Below are 15,970 nucleotides of genomic sequence, written 5' to 3'. Positions count from 1 at the left end.
AAAAATACAAACTGTACTAAATATAAAGATATAAACAGCTTTAAATGAATAGATATCATCTATTCCGATAAAAACACCATCTTCATATAAGTTAAAATACAAATAAAACCCCATAGAAATAGAGGCTAGTAAGAAGAAAAACCTAAATTTAAAATCCTTTTTTAAGTAACCAATTATGAATTTAATACTCAAACTTCCTGCACATATAACGAGCTTGTAGAATAACTCGTTTATTATGAATTCCCCCTAAAATCGGGGTACCAAATGCATTACCTATATCGAATAAATTGTCTACAGTGTGATACAGGAACATAAAAAATTTGTCCTGCTTGAATGGCTTATATGCCCTTTACAATACGCATTAGAGTGCGCATAATAAACACAATGATTACTTGGAGACATACTATGCAAGCACTATACGATATTGAAGCCCCTAAAAAAGCAACAAACCTTAGCTTAAATAGTGACTTACTAAAGAAAACAAGAGCACTTAACATTAATTTATCTGCAACTTTAGAGCAAGCACTAAAAGATAAATTGAAAAGTATTGAAGCTAAAAGATGGGTAAAAGAAAATAAAAACGCTATAAAAGCCTACAATGATTTTGTAGATGAAAATGGCTGTTTTGGTGACGAGTTTAGAGAGTTTTAATGGCACAATTTGATGTATACATAAACCCAAGTAAAAAAAGCAGGGAAGCATATCCATATATAATTGATATCCAAAATGCATTAATTAGCGATCTCGCAACGAGAATTGTGATCCCTTTAGGGAAGCTTAATCATTTTAGAAATGAAAAGATGGATGGCTTAACTCCAGCGATAGAATATGAAAATGAACAATTCATTTTACTCACACCACAGCTTTCATCAATGCCAGCAAATTTACTCAAAAACCCTGTTGGCTCAGTTGTATCATTAAGAGATGAGATTATTGCAGCGATCGACTTTGCTATTACGGGCATATAACGCCCACATTAAGGGGCTAAGTAATAGTTGGCCATAATTGTGAACGGAGTGAACGCGGCCAAGTGTTGCGTGTCACGTTGAATTGCTGTTATGTGAATTTAATCTCAAACCTCTCATCATAATTATGATGAGTTAAAGACTCTTTAATTTGATCTATTTCTTCTAGTTGAAGCTTTCGTAAGTATATTTCGTGAGAGCTAAACCGAGCTTTTATTTTTATGGTTTTTTTCGTGAAATGTAACGCACTCGAGAGTATTCATATGCTCTTCAGCTATATCTAGGTCTTCAAGACTAACTTTTGTACCGCGCTCTTCTTCAGGCATAATAAATTCACAAAACAATGTCCTGTGCAAGAGAAGCGTCTTTATATAACCTTCTCCAATATCGAGAGCAAAGGAAATAATTAAGTCATTCTCCGTCTCTTCAACATCCATAAAACTAACGATATCCATCGACATCACTCCTACTGCTCGAATTATTCACATAACGAGCTTGTAGAATAACTCGTTTATTATGAATTTCCCCAAAAAATCGGGGTACCAAATGTATTACCTATATCGAATAAATCGTCTACGGCGCGATAAAGAAACACAAAAATTTAGTGATTTCGGCTGAATTAGTTATTCTACAGCCTCAACGCCCAGTTAAGAGGCAAAATTTAATTGGCTAAAATATCAAGCGGGACAAAAACAGCCAACTTATTCTTATTTAACAGCATGTTATGTGTGCTTAACGCGAAACCTGATATTTTTTTAGTGATGGTAGTTCACAATCAATTGTTGTTATATAAATATTGCGCTCAGTCCAAAACACCTCTAGATCATACAAGCAGAACGAATATTTACTGGCGTCTTCTACCCATTCATCATCAACTTTAACTGATACGGATGTGAATAATTCATTATCATTTTCCCACCAGACTAAAACCAAATAATCACAACCGGAACCATCATGAAAAATGACGAAAGCTGGAGTATTAATCCAGTTGATATTACGTGCTGCTTTAATTTCATTGAGTCGATATAAATATTTAGATTGGTCGACTAAACTATTACAGGCAGAAATAGTATAAATTTTAATACCAGTTTCATCTAACCAATCAATTTTACCCTCTATATTTCGAGATTTAAACATGCCTCTTCTCCTTTAATACTCGTTTAGTTGATGCAGGATTTTTTTTCAATGCCGCTAAAGGTCGGATGGGTCGTTGAACCAAGTTACCTGAGCAGTTTGGGCATATACTCTTTAATATTTTTTCAGCACACTTAACGCAAAATGTGCATTCAAATGTGCAAATAACAGCTTCATTCGATTCAGGTGGTAAATCAAAATCACAATACTCACAATTAGGTCTCAATTCTAACATTTAGAACTCCCTTCTAGAGATACACATAACGAGCTTGTAGAATAACTCGTTTATTATGAATTACCCCTAAAAATCGGGGTAAAAAATGCATTACCTATATCGAGTAAATAGTCTACAGCGCGATATAGGTACAAAAGAATTTAGTGATTTTGGCTTAATTAGTTATTCTACAGCCAACTAAATTTTGTCCTGTTTTAACAGCTTATAGGCAAATTACACTACGAAATATGGTTCGTATTCAATAGCATTGCAACATTCCAGCCCAGTAAAATTCGAATGTAAATTAAGCCATTGCTCATTGTGCCGCATATAAGAGAGGTTAAACTTATCCTCCCCCGCATATACTAACCTCGCAAATTTTGTTTCAAAAATTGGTGAAATAGCATCTTCCCCACAGCTTTTATATTTAGCATAAAAATACAGTGAGCTTCCCCGCCATTTAATAAATATATCTACAAGTTTATTGAAACTTGGGTTATTTAGCTCTGGTTTTATGTGTTTAGGCTTTAAAGTTTTATCGATTAAATCACATGCAATTTTACTAACTTCATTTTTCATAGCATTTGTAATTTTTTCTTTAACTGTTTTAGATGTAGATATTTGCCAATTTTTCATTTTATTTTGCCAAGTTTAATTATTTACCAACGCCCACTTAATCGGACAAAAATAGTTGGCTAAAATTGTGTAGCGAATAGCGAAACATAGCCAACTGTTACGTGTCCTAGTTTATTTTCTTATTAGGTTAATTACATTCCATCAGCCGCCATATGGAGTGACATAAGTGCTCGCTCGTCGTCCCAATATGCACAATTTTCAATAGCATTATCGTAAATAGTTTTCATAATTAAATAATCGACTCTTAAACCATAAGGTTGTGCAATTAAAGCATCAGATAAAAGTTTTGGGAAAGTATAATCAAATTCTTCCATATCAATTGGTAGTTTTGAAATTACACTGGCATAAGTATTAAAACTTAAACAACGTGAGATTAGCTCTTTGAGCTTTGTTGGCTTGGGTGAGAACCTAAACGATTCTAATGATTGATCACGAATAGAATTGACGAAAGAGTTAAGCTGGGATTTATTTTGTAAAATATACATATGTTTCTCCTTGCCCGTGAATCCTTTTATAACAGACAAAACAAATGTATTAAATTTGAAGGATTTGTTAGCACTTTGAGTTGGATTCTCCTCCAGCTGTGATAGCTGTGCCACCACAAAGCAGTGACTGGAGAAATATAACAGAGGTCACCAACTGCGTCAATTAACCTAACGCCTCGTTAACTGCCGCGTAGGTTGGTGAGCGGCGGGTGTCCTGTGTGTTTTTATCAGGGGAGTTATTGCCACTATTTTTAGAATCAAATTAGAGTAAAAAATAACAACACCCAATTGTAAAACTATACATTTTTTGTTTTTAATATTTAAATCGTAATATTTTGCGATCCGTTTAAAAATTATTACTGATAAAATAAAAGCCAAAATATATAACAAGTTTAAATATAGTTCGAATTTGGTAGTTACAGTACTTGAAACTTTTCCGCTATTGAAAGCGAAAAATAAATTTCTGAATAACCCATTAGAAGAAGTTCCTATCAAAACTGATAACGCAAAATATAATTTTATCATTTGTTTACATCCATGTTGAGATTAAAGCCCGTGTGGCCATACACATAGAAAAAATAACAGGCTAAAATGGAGCGGAGCGAACAGCCCGCTGTTTTTAGTCCTTGTTGATTTGCTTGTTAAAGCGCTACAATTTATTGCCAAAATATAGTGGGTATCTGCCCCCAAGCAGCCAATACTAAACAAAATTGTATAGACATCATGATCGATGCAATATCCAATTTTATTAACTTACTTTGCATCTTTCCTCTTAAAGAAATCCATAAAGAAAATAAAAGTGTTATTGGCAAAAGCCCTGATAAAAAAGCCAAGCAAATACTTGCCGCAGTAATATCACCAAACTTTAGAAAGGATTGATTAACATAGAGGTATATGGGTAAGCTAAATAGTAAAAGGTTTATAAACACCCATTTAATGCGTCCTAAGCCATCTTTATCGCGTTTAGCAATTCTAATTAATCCTACTAAAAAGATATAAATCAGTCCAATTAGACCAAAAATTAAACTTACCCAATAAAGCACTAGCGTTATACCAGAATCTTTTTGAAACGTTTTAAGCCCATCACTAATAAACAATCGACTTTTATCATTAGAATAAACAACATGAGAAGCTTGTGTTCTGTTAACATCTCGAAATAAGCTTTCGTCAATTTGAATCAATCGCCTATCAGCATTTTGCAATGACTTAATTAGAAAATGATCGTTTGATTGTTCTAACCAAATAAAATTGAAAAGCATATCAATAAATTCAAATTCAGCCATATTATTTGGCGATGGCAAGTAAATGCCTTGCAACCTTGATAGCTCAACTCCTTTTCCCATAGGCTCTGTAATTTTCGCTGGTGTTAGACTTAACCTATTGATAAATAATTTATTAAACTTTTCATAGTCAGTAGTTTCATTATCAGTGTTAGTAGCATAAAAAAATCCCTTGTTCTCATCAGGAAAAAGGCAAATATAGGCTCTAAATCCAAATGTTGTGCCGGGATGACACATACCAAGCACGTTATGCCGATCTCTCTTAGCAAACGCTAACCCATGTCCAATATTCAGGCCAGCTATATGTGCTTCAGTGCCTAAAGGCTCTGTAAGCATATCCATATGTTCAGGGTGCACAAAGCCTTCACCATTCACTTTGCCATCACTCAACACAAACATCATAAACTTAGCCATATCAGGAGCTGTTGTTGTGAATTGTCCAGCTGGCCTTAAATAACTAGGCACAGCAGCTTGAGCAACATTATTTTCATAATAGCCCATCGCCAATAATGGATCTGCGAACTGACCTCGTTGGCTGATGAACTCAAAGCTACTATCATGCATTTCTAAAGGAGTTAAAAGGTTAACATCGAGAAAATATTCGTAACGCTCGTTGGTGACAGCTTCTATAACCATCGCAAGCAAGGTATACCCCATATTGGAATATGAGTATTGTGTGCCTGGTTCTGTTCTAATATTTAATAGATTGTATTGGCTTGACTCAAAAGCTTCTTCTAATGGTGTATTTGGCAAAGGTTTAGTGCTTAATAATTGCCACATCCGAATGTTGTCTAATCCAGAAGTATGATCGAGTAAGTTTTTGACCTTGATAGGTGAACGATCGTTCCAAGCGTTGTCGAAACTTAATTCCGACAGTAATGATTCAACATTACTGTCTAACGAGAGTCTCTCTTCAAATATTAAATGAAGAACGCCCATTGCCAGAACCGATTTGGTAACAGAGCCTACATGCATTTTTTGCGCAGGCTTCATAGGTTCAAACTTTGAAATATTTGCATAGCCCGCACTACCAACCTCAACATGTCCATTTGAAATTGTTGACCAAGATAATCCTACAATATTTTCATTTTCGATAGTCTTTTTGATTTGGGTTTCAATATGAATATCGCTTTTGGCATAAGCAATATTTAATGAAAACAAAACTAAAAATAATGATAATATTTTTTGGAACATCAACTTCTCAGTATACGACTAGCGCTTTAGACACAATTAACGGGCAAAAAATTGTTGGCTAAAATTAGCGACGAAGGAGCAAAAGCCAACTTTTTTTTGTCCCTGTTTAATTTCTTATAGGTTTTACTCACCTACATGGATTTTTAGCAAAACTTTACCGCCATCTAAGTTTTTAACTAGCAATGGTAATATTTCACCTATTTCTTTATCCATTAGTTTTTTAGCTTTATCCGCTGGGCAGCCCGGGATTTTGCAACCATCAAGTTCAATAACTAATTGACCAACTTTAACTCCAGCTTTTTCTGCTGGGGATCCAGGGTGAACTTTATCAATTTTAAACTCCGTTATTTCAGGACTAAAGAATCCATCAACAGACACGCCTGCGGCAATCCCAATTTTACCATCTGCGAAAGCAGTAAATGGTAAAAACAAACTAATTAATAGAATCTTCCTAATTGAATTCAAAAGTCTTACTCCTTTAAAAACCTAACAGCTTATAATGTATACGTCTTAGTAACACATATCATAAATAACATTAAATTAACATTAAATTAACGTTAATATCTCATACTTTCAAAGCATTAGAATCTGGTAATGCTAAATCACATGTATATTAAGGCGTGTTACTAAGACCTCTCAGTAATACAACCCGAACAAAAATAAAATAAAATACTTTTAATTCAATTAGTTAAGTGACTTTATTTAGTTTTTGTTACAATAAATCGTGTGTTAATAACACGTCTTAGTAACACACCTCGAAAAATCATACTGACTTACATATAAAAGGGCATTACAGCGTTTACGCTAGTAGTTAATTCATTAGAAAATATAGGGCAAGATTTTTAGCTGGAATGTCAGGAAGGCACATTCGAGACATTATCTTTTAAAGAGACTTAACACTTCGGATTAGGTTTGGTATCGATAACGCGCGTTAAGCGGACTAAAGTTGTTGGTTATAATAGGTAGCGAAGCAAAGCCAATTACAGCTTTAAATTCATTGCCTTTTTCAAGGTAATATATTTTTTGAGTGAAGCCGTTTCTTTCCATTTTTGACAGTGTTGGTAAATAAGGCGACAAGCATGCTGAAGCCTTATTTTGTTAATGATTGAAGTGTATTGAAATATCTTTAATATCAAAGTTACCGTTAAATGATTTTGAATAATTACCTAGGGGTTTAAAGATGAAAAACTTACTTTTTTCCGCAGGTAATCTTAAAATTTCAGTATAGATAGCATCTAAAAATAATTGCGGTTTACATTCAGGTTGTAGTTGTTGGTAAATGTTATTCACTAGCACTTTATCGCCTGGTGTTTTGATTAACGCTAACAGTATATCTTCTAGCCACTTCGCGCCCATGGGTGTTTCAACTGCTTTTTCAACATTGTCTTGTGTCATATCAAGAGAAGAATTATTGTCCCTTTCTTTTTTAAACCGTTCACCTTCCTCTAAGTTAAGCGATTGTGCCAGATCGATTAAATCATTGCGGGTTAGTAAACTCGACTCATCAGGATAAACATCGATGTTCATTACTTTAACTAAGTTGGTGATGTTTGGCGGCATGCTAATGTCTTCAACACTGATAAGATCACTAAAGTCATGATCGGTTTTTGTGTCGAAATATTGTTTAAATTGCCTAACAAGTTTACCTCTACCTTCCAATTTTCTAAAACCAATCAACAAGGCTTGCATCAGTGTTAGTGCGTTAATAAGTTCTTTAATCGCACTTTGTTTACCACCAAATAAGTCGTTATTGATAATGGAACGCAGTCGTAAATCTGTGATGGGCCTTTCCAACAGTTCTGCTTCATCAATAATATTTAACGCTTGTCTAAGGGTTCTTGCTTCTGCAATGGCTTGTTCATTTTCTTTACGCTTTGCCGATATTGAATGCACATAACCAAATTGATTTTCAATACGGTTTCTTAATTGTTGTATGTTGTTGTTTATACCATCGAGTAATTGATAGATAGAGTCAATGACCAGTCTTTTATACATATCGCTGTCACTGTAAGCGCCCAGGGTATTTGAGTGGTTTAGCTGATTTATATTAAATAAAATACTGCGCCAATAGCCACCAACATCCAGATTAATAGCCAGTGTTCTTTCTGTTTTAAGCGCATTTTCTAAAAAATTTTGAAAGGCACTGCTGAGTCTTATACTGCCTGAGGCGGTTTCAAAAGCCAGATTGTAATTGTGAAGTTCATCAAAACCTTTCAGGGCTTCTTCAGTAGGCGGAAGTACTCCCTCGGTTATAATGGTGTCAATGGTTGACGCATGTTTTGCTAGCATACGAAACATTTTTTTCATGGCACCCGACATTATATCAAATCATCCTGTGCTGGCTCATCTAAGTCGATGTCATCAAATTTCTCAGCTTGATAAGTCATAATAAATTCCATCAAGTTAATGTAGTAGGCAAGCTTACCCGTACAAAGATAGATATCTATCTTGGGTTCAATTTGCTTTAAAATATCAGTTTTAACTAGGCTATTAATCAATTGTTTGGTTTTATCAAAAACACTGCCTTTTAACTGACCTTTTATCTGGATAATGATCCGGTCTAATGATTTTAACAGTGATTTATCGTTTTCAATTTTACTGACAATTTGAGCTAGGTGAATTTCATCACCGGTATAGAGTGAACGTTCGTCATTACTCACGCGCATCATTAAACTTAGAAACTCAACTACTGGCCTTATTTCTTGCTGAGTTTGCTTAAATACCGCTCTTGACGCTCGTCTTCTATCTGGGGTCATAGACTCGTAGGAGGCATAATAAAATTCGTGATCGATATGAGATAATGTTTTGCCGGTTTGATACAAGTAGCTCTGTACACGCTCTCTGTTGATATCTGAGTTTAGAAAGTCGTAACTTGTAGCACAGGTTATCGGGCAAATGAATTTACCGGTTAAAAGTGACTCTACTGTGCTGGTGAACACTTCATCAAAAATCATGATGGGGTACCTACTGCACTGGTTTGTGCGGCACTTATTGCTTTAAGCAAAGGATCATCGTTAGCGGTGATTTGTTCAAACCTATTTTTCGGTTTATTAATAAAATAGCGCTTGTGATAAACCCCCATGAAGTTATTATCTGCATTAGGAATAGCGGTAAAAATGGTATCTTTTTCTTTATCAAACATCGCGAATAGTGAGTCGACGTTTTCAACTGAGATTTCACCTAATTCATCAACGCCATATAAAATATCAACATCTTGTGTTCCTTTGATCATAGAGCCTAATGAAGTGGTAAACGCCAGCAGAATTAAGTAACTCATGCCATTAGAAGAGATGTCTTTTAAATCATTACCTGAACGCGCGATTTTTCTTTCATTATTAACCACAGCTTCAAAAGAAATATCGTATAAATTAGAGTGCCTCTCTACCAGTTTGTTATGGGTAAATTTCGTCAAAACTTCTGACATAGCAACGCCATAACTTTCAGGAGGTAAGCTTTGTTGATTGTCTTTGCTCCAAGCTTCATAGGTTTTTTTAAATGATTTTAAGGCCGAGAATACTTCGTGAGATTCGAGTAAAGGTGTCAGGTTAATTGATATTTTACCTAAGGCGCTAAAAACAGTTTTTTTCTCTAAATAGCTATTAACTCTTAAGCTAAAAGCATTAATATCAGATTCATAACGTTTGAGCTGATCATAAAAACCAGATAATTCCATACCCCGTAGTGCCGCATTCTCGATAATTAAATCACGTACTTCATTAATGACTAAGGGTAACTCTTTGACAATATAATCTGAAATAAGCCTGAGATTAGGGTCTATCTCCAAGGCATTACTTTTCATATCGATGGATTTTTTTATCGCACTATTCAAGTGGATATTCATTTGGGAGATAACTTGTTCGGCATAGCCTTTAATGCTTTTTAATGCCTTACGATGACTTTTTAATATGTTGTCTACTTCACCGCAAATTGTTTCAAATGAATGGGGTTGTGCCGTGTCAAAAGCTTGCTCAAATTCGCCTAATCGGTTGGTTAAGCGCAAGGCCATTTCGTGCTGTTGGCTCACCTTTGACAGCTTACCGGTAATCGCTTCACGATTGATGATAAAAGCGGCTTTACGGGCTTTAATTCTGTCAGTCAGTTCAGTAAGTGATTGAGTCAGGTTTGTTACCCCTTGCGAAGCCTTAAACGATTTATCATTAAGGTTGTCAAGTTGGCTATAGCTGTTGCTCATAAAAGCGTTATAACTGCTAATGATACCTGGAGCATTTTTTAATCGGCTAAGTTGTTTTTCTAACGTGACTATTTCATTATCAAGTTTGTTTAGTGATTCAGTATCAATATTTTTATCATTTAATTGATTTTTTTCATCCGTTGCTAAGCGGCTGATCGCTGAGGTATATTCAGTAGTGTTTTGGCTTGTTTTGTCTTCTGTCTGCTTGATATAACCTTCTAGTTCAACATTTTGCCCCATATGTTGTTCTTGTAAACTTCGAATACGGTCTAAGTGCTGTTGATTAATCTGACTTAGCTTTTCTTTATTTTCTCGACCCAGTTTACTCAGGGCATTGTTAAGCGCTTTAGCTTCAGTCTCTAAAACTAACTTGGCTTGTTCAATGGCATTTTTTTGTTCAATGTTGAGCTGATTAATATTGGCATTGATAGATTCAAGTAATTGCTGCTTTAACGCTATTTTAGCTTTAATCTTAATAAGGTCTTGTTGCAGCGCACTTTGCTCGTTGGCAATGGCTTTAACTTTGTCTGACAGTTTTTCTTTTGTCTCATTTAATTGCAAAATATGCTGGTCAATTTGTTCAATTTCGGCGCTAATAGTGTCACTTGTTTTGGCAAAATCATTATAAACACGGTCCCAATCTAGCGTTAAGCCTTTGAAGTTATTTTTTGAGCCTTCAGCGCTAAAATCAGGGTTAAGATCGGTTGACGCTAATACCACGGGTGCAAGAAACTTACCTATACTTTCAGACCAGTCATCAACATTGTTCACTAAGAACTCATGCAGCGAATTTTTTTGCGGATTGAGTAAGCGCTCTAAGTCATTTTTTGCTGATACCTTAGTTTTTATTGTGTTGGCGATATCGGCCATTTCGCTGAGTATTTTATCCGTTTGTATCGCACTATTTTGTGCTTGACGCTCAAAATCTATGGCTTGCCTTGAGTCTGCGTTAAGCGCTTCGTTTGCCCGTTGCAATTCCTGTTGTGCTAAATTAAGTTGTGCCCTTGCTTCCTTACTGACATCAACACTTTGTAATTTAAAATGACAATGGCTGAGTTTATTTTCATAATCGGCAGAAAGTTGCTGTAATTGATTTTCATTCTCTGAGATGGCGGTTTTTAGATCATATCCCGCTTCGCTCATTACCCTGTTTTGTTTTACTGTAATCTCGCTATATTCAGCATTGGCGACGCTAAGCTGGCTACTCAGTTGATCTTTTAAGTTATAAAACTGTGCTTGTCGTTTAGCTTTAAGTTTGTCGAATTTCGCGGTAATGTTTTGAGCTTCGTCCAGTAAATTTGCTTTTTCAACACTGGCATTGTCAAGTTGTGCTTGATAATGATCAATATTGGCATAGTCACTTTTTAAGCTGCCAACATCTTTTTCTTCCCAAGAAATTTTTTCAGCTTCAATGGTCTCTATTTGTCTTTTGGCGCCGTCAACTGTGCGATTATTGTCACTTATTTGATCGGCTAAGCTATTTTTTTCATCTGAAGTTTTTAAGTTTGCAGTCGAGTTTTCAGTATTTAATGCCGCAAGCTCAAGCGTTAGCGCTTTAAGTGAATAGTTGAATTGCTCAGTATAAGCTAACAAGTTGTGCTTATACTCAGCCAAGATGGCTTCAGAATTTTCTGCCGTATAAAGAGATTTGGATAATTTGGGTAATATGCTACTGGCTAAATCATCATAAGTCCTAAGCGCGTTATAATCAGTTTTCCAGATAGATAGACTCGCTACGTCCATATTAAACTCAAGTTCATTTTTACCACCATTGAGCATAATTGACGATAGTAGTTCTTTAATACGTTTAAAGTCCGTGTTGCGCTCTAATGCAGCACCCACCACGGTATTGAGCATTGATAAATTTTTGCCCGGTGCGGCAAGAGAAAACCTATGCTTTGCTTCGGTCAGATCCTTGTCACTAAATACTGCCGTACCAAGAATAATTTTTTGATAATGTGATGGCGAAGATACTGCTTTAACAGGCACCTGCTTTAAACGGAAGTGGCGATAGATGTTTGTACAGGGAATTAAATTTAGTGTGCCATCTGGCGAAGGCTCCGCCGTGTAATCGGCAAGTTCAAACGGCTTATCTACAAATAGGTAGTTTATACTTTCGTTCTTACTAAAACACACGGCTTGCTTAATGCCTGAGTGCGTTTGATATTCAAAAACAATATAACTGGTCAATCTAGGGAGGTAATAGTTTACAAAAGACTCTCTGATTTTACCCCGTACTTTAACGACATCGCTGGGGGCATCAGCAAAGAATATTCTGACCAGTTTTAAAAAGGTCGTTTTGCCCGCCGCATTGGTGCCACTGAGATTAGTATGGCCACTAACGTCAACCTCAACCCTTCTCCCCTTAAAGTAGCTATCAATCAAAATTATGCGTAATAGTTTGCTACTTGGTGCAACTTTCAAGGTCATTTATCTTCCTATTGACGGTATTATTTATGCTTTAATCTGCTGGTGATTAGTGTAATACGACTGGCTCATTGATACCATGGCACGAACAGAGAATATTGAGATTGGCTTTGCACTATGGTGCATAGCATAGTGAATAGCCGCGCTGCATTAGATGCTTTATGAACCTTTTGGAGCAGTGGTCATTATCTGCTATATATAAACTTAGCGCTTGGTTTATGATCATTAAATTAGAAGGTAAAACAAGCTAAGAGCACAAGATACCTGAAACTTTGATGTGAAGATGATAATAAACTGGTTACTTGATGCCACTATCGCAGGAGCGAAAGCTAGTGATATTTATATCATTGGATGAAAAGCTAAAGATGACATTAATGCCGGTGTTGTAAAGAGTAAGGTGTAAATTATCGAGGTATTAAGAGCCGTTGACACTTTATGGCTAGAAATAAAAATATTTAAAAATAGACAGCCTTATTGTATTCGCATATCAATAAGACTGTTAATTAGGTACTTGACTATGAGCTTGCTCGATAACCATTAACGGCCGCGAAAACAACAAGCATAATTAAAAATAGCTAACGTAATCGTCGAAATCTCTAGCTTTTTTTACTGGTAATTCTTTCGACTTTTCGCCGATATAGAGAAAACCAACAATTTCCTCATGTAGCTCAATGTTTAAACGCTCTTTGACTAAAGGATGGTAACTCATTTCACCCGTGCGCCACACAGCACCTAGATCTAATGTGGTGGCTGCCATCTGCATTGCATGCACTGTACACCCTGCCGCTATTAACTGTTCTTGTTTTGGCACTTTAACGTGTTGATGAAACTTAGTACTAATCACAATAATTAAAGGCGCACGAAAAGGCATTTTAGCTGCTTTTTCTACTTTAAGTTCATCACCGCCGTCACTGATAGCCGCTGATTTGAACGCTTTACTGAGCTTTGTCAGACCATCATCTTTAACAATGGTGAAGCGCCATGGTGTTAAGCCGGCATGGTCAGGGACGCGCATGCCCGCCTTAAGAATATTACTAATGGCGTGCTCATCAGGACTATTTCCATGTAAATAAGGATTAGACTGACGAGTATGTAAAAATTCCAAAACGTTCATAAAACTGTAGATTCCTGTTGTTTCGTTCTTTAGGGTTTAATGACTAATAGGTTGTTCAATACGGCAACCAAGTTAAGTACCTTGTTAGTGCATTTAAACGCTATCTCCTTGTTATCTTATACATTAGCATTAATTTGTTATTAAAATAATACAAGTTAATACTTTATTATAATTTATATACGAAATAGCTTATAAATCGGATCGGCGATATATGTACAGTAGAACGTAATCAGCCAAAATTTCTTTCAATTATCTAAAAAACAAAAATATTTACATTAACGACTACTTAAGCGAGACAATTTTCAGTAGCATATAGCTATCTAATACTAAAGCAAACTATAGACAGCGTTTTATGAAAGAAAAGAAGAGTACGATAGCAAGAATAACCTTAGGGCTATTTAGTTTGCTCAATACCTCACGAAAAATCATTATTAATTTAGTGTTTTTTACTCTGCTATTGATTTTTATTATTGCTATTACCCGCGATGAAAAAAATATTACCGTTGAACCAGGATCAGCGCTGATATTAAATATACGTGGTGATATTGTTGAGCAAAAACATGATATTGACCCAATGGACGCTTTTATTAGCGAAGCACTTGAACAACCTAATACCGCCGCTGAAGTGCTGTTAACTGATATATTATCTGTCATTAAACAAGCAACAACTGATGACCGTATTAGTATGATGGTGCTAGATCTAGAAAATATGCAAGGCTCTGGTATTACCAAACTAAGTGATATAGCCAAAGCCTTAACAGAATTTAAAAGTCAGGGTAAAAAAATAATCGCTATTGGTGAACAATACAGCCAAGACCAGTATTACTTGGCCAGTTATGCCGATGATATTTGGCTTAACCCCAAAGGTTGGATGTTATTAGACGGTTATGGACGTTATCAACTTTACTTTAAATCTGCTTTGGAAAAGCTTTCTATTAGCCAGCATATTTTTCGCGTTGGCACTTATAAGTCTGCGGTTGAACCTTATATTCGCGACAGTATGTCAGCTGCAGCTAAAGAAGCTAACCAATTGTGGTTAACCGATCTGTGGCAGCAATATAAAATTGATGTTGCCCAACAGCGCAACTTTGCAGTCAGTAATTTTGATGAAAACATTGATGTGTTAGTCACCAAGCTAAAAGCAGCTAATGGCAACATTGCCGAGTATGCGTTAGCCAACAATTGGGTTGATGCCTTAAAAACACGAGAACAGATGAAGCAAGATTTGATCAATGTGGTTGGCAGTAACGGCGATAAAGGTTATAAAAACATAGCATTTGATGATTATTTAACGCTGATCAACTCATACAGTTCAATGGAAAGTATCAGCACTAATAAGGTTGCCGTTATCGTAGCCAAAGGCACAATTTTAACAGGTAACCAAAAACCCGGTACCATTGGTGGCACAAGTACCGCCGCTTTATTACGCCAAGCCCGTGACAATGACAATGTTAAAGCTGTGGTACTTCGTGTTGACAGCCCAGGTGGTAGTGCATACGCTTCAGAAATAATTCGCCAAGAAGTCGAATTATTAAAAGCGTCCGGTAAACCTGTGGTGGCTTCAATGGGAACTTATGCCGCTTCAGGGGGTTATTGGATATCTGCCCCGGCTGATAAAATTTATGCATCACCTACGACTATTACTGGCTCAATTGGCATATTTGGCTTTTTTATGACCTTTGAAAAAACCTTAAGTAAATTAGGTGTTTATACCGATGGTGTTGGCACCACAGATATTGCTGGTTTTGGCATCACACGTGAGTTAACCCCAGGTATGGCTAATATTATACAATTAAATATCGAACGGGGTTATCGCGACTTTGTTGAGTTGGTGGCAAATAATAGAAATATGACAACAGCGCAAGTTGATGCTATCGCTCAAGGCCGCGTATGGTCGGGATCAAAAGCGTTAGAACTGGGTTTAGTTGATGCCTTGGGTAATCTTGATAACGCTATTGAAGCAGCAGCCCAGCTAGCAAATTTAGAAGATTACGATAGGCTTTTAATTGAAAAAGAAAAAAGCCCCCGTGCGCTGTTCTTACAAAGTTTGCTTGGGCAAGCGTCAATATTTTTTGGCCCGCCAGCAGATAGTCATTACAGTGAAAATAAGCTCACTAGTCTTATTAACACATTGTCACTTGAACTTAAGCAACTAGCACAATTAAATGATCCGCAAGGTATTTATTCCTTTTGCCTTGCCTGTGAAGTTGAATAATTATTTAACTTAATCAAGCTATATAAGCCTCGAATTCTCGGGGCTTTTTTATCGCTAGCTAGCCGTTTTACCTGCGTGCTTTGTGTTACAATCTCGAGCAATTTCATCACTTTG

The 15,970-nt window shown here is 36.1% G+C and carries 14 protein-coding genes; 3 read left to right on the top strand and 11 right to left on the bottom strand.

The genetic code is table 11. From position 1 onward, the window contains the following. Positions 1 to 405 precede the first annotated feature (405 nt). Together H4J65_RS08925 and H4J65_RS08920 are read left to right on the top strand one after the other, a co-directional pair. Positions 406 to 651, top strand: a complete 246-nt coding sequence (locus tag H4J65_RS08925) for a type II toxin-antitoxin system CcdA family antitoxin (protein WP_182135720.1) — start codon at positions 406 to 408, stop codon at positions 649 to 651. Continuing rightward, complete coding sequence (locus tag H4J65_RS08920) at positions 651 to 968, top strand: CcdB family protein (protein ID WP_182197673.1); 318 nt, start codon at positions 651 to 653, stop codon at positions 966 to 968. The genes H4J65_RS08925 and H4J65_RS08920 overlap by 1 nt, the downstream gene beginning before the upstream one ends. Positions 969 to 1,165: 197 nt before the next feature. Here the strand turns inward: H4J65_RS08920 and H4J65_RS08915 are convergent, their stop codons facing one another. From H4J65_RS08915 to H4J65_RS08865, 11 genes are all read right to left on the bottom strand, one after another. Beyond that, entirely contained in the window at positions 1,166 to 1,420 is a 255-nt protein-coding gene (locus tag H4J65_RS08915) for a hypothetical protein (RefSeq protein ID WP_220460876.1), read from the bottom strand. 277 nt (positions 1,421 to 1,697) lie between these two features. Continuing rightward, positions 1,698 to 2,102, bottom strand: a complete 405-nt coding sequence (locus H4J65_RS08910) for a hypothetical protein (RefSeq protein ID WP_182135722.1) — start codon at positions 2,100 to 2,102, stop codon at positions 1,698 to 1,700. Then, on the bottom strand, positions 2,095 to 2,334 hold the full coding sequence (locus H4J65_RS08905; protein ID WP_182183576.1) for a DUF1272 domain-containing protein: 240 nt from the start codon (positions 2,332 to 2,334) through the stop codon (positions 2,095 to 2,097). Before H4J65_RS08905 ends, H4J65_RS08910 begins: the two co-directional genes overlap by 8 nt. Positions 2,335 to 2,547: 213 nt before the next feature. Further along, a complete protein-coding gene (locus H4J65_RS08900) occupies positions 2,548 to 2,949 on the bottom strand; it encodes a hypothetical protein (RefSeq protein WP_182183574.1) in 402 nt (133 codons plus the stop codon). Between the two features lie 131 nt (positions 2,950 to 3,080). Next, a complete protein-coding gene (locus H4J65_RS08895) occupies positions 3,081 to 3,434 on the bottom strand; it encodes a hypothetical protein (RefSeq protein ID WP_182183572.1) in 354 nt (117 codons plus the stop codon). A gap of 656 nt (positions 3,435 to 4,090) precedes the next feature. After that, the gene (locus H4J65_RS08890; RefSeq protein ID WP_182197670.1) at positions 4,091 to 5,908 is read right to left on the bottom strand and encodes a serine hydrolase; all 1,818 of its coding nucleotides are present in this window, start codon (positions 5,906 to 5,908) and stop codon (positions 4,091 to 4,093) included. A 123-nt stretch (positions 5,909 to 6,031) separates the two neighbouring features. Further along, positions 6,032 to 6,373 (bottom strand): PDZ domain-containing protein, encoded by a 342-nt coding sequence (locus H4J65_RS08885; RefSeq protein WP_182197668.1) that lies wholly within the window; start codon positions 6,371 to 6,373, stop codon positions 6,032 to 6,034. 633 nt (positions 6,374 to 7,006) lie between these two features. Further along, a complete protein-coding gene (locus H4J65_RS08880) occupies positions 7,007 to 8,215 on the bottom strand; it encodes a hypothetical protein (RefSeq protein ID WP_182197660.1) in 1,209 nt (402 codons plus the stop codon). Positions 8,216 to 8,226: 11 nt separating this feature from the next. After that, a complete protein-coding gene (locus H4J65_RS08875; RefSeq protein WP_182197658.1) occupies positions 8,227 to 8,862 on the bottom strand; it encodes a condensin complex protein MksE in 636 nt (211 codons plus the stop codon). Beyond that, complete coding sequence (locus H4J65_RS08870; protein WP_182197656.1) at positions 8,859 to 12,530, bottom strand: ATP-binding protein; 3,672 nt, start codon at positions 12,528 to 12,530, stop codon at positions 8,859 to 8,861. Before H4J65_RS08870 ends, H4J65_RS08875 begins: the two co-directional genes overlap by 4 nt. A gap of 562 nt (positions 12,531 to 13,092) precedes the next feature. Then, entirely contained in the window at positions 13,093 to 13,641 is a 549-nt protein-coding gene (locus H4J65_RS08865) for a nitroreductase family protein (RefSeq protein WP_182197654.1), read from the bottom strand. A gap of 352 nt (positions 13,642 to 13,993) precedes the next feature. On the opposite strand from H4J65_RS08865, the gene sppA reads away from it, so the two are divergent. Next, on the top strand, positions 13,994 to 15,856 hold the full coding sequence (sppA, locus tag H4J65_RS08860) for a signal peptide peptidase SppA (RefSeq protein WP_182197652.1): 1,863 nt from the start codon (positions 13,994 to 13,996) through the stop codon (positions 15,854 to 15,856). Positions 15,857 to 15,970: the final 114 nt, after the last annotated feature.

Origin of the sequence: Colwellia sp. MB02u-9 (assembly GCF_014077085.1) — a bacterium.
GTDB lineage: Bacteria > Pseudomonadota > Gammaproteobacteria > Enterobacterales > Alteromonadaceae > Cognaticolwellia.
Note: the sequence above shows the minus strand (reverse complement) of the source record. Positions and strands in the feature narration are given on the sequence as shown.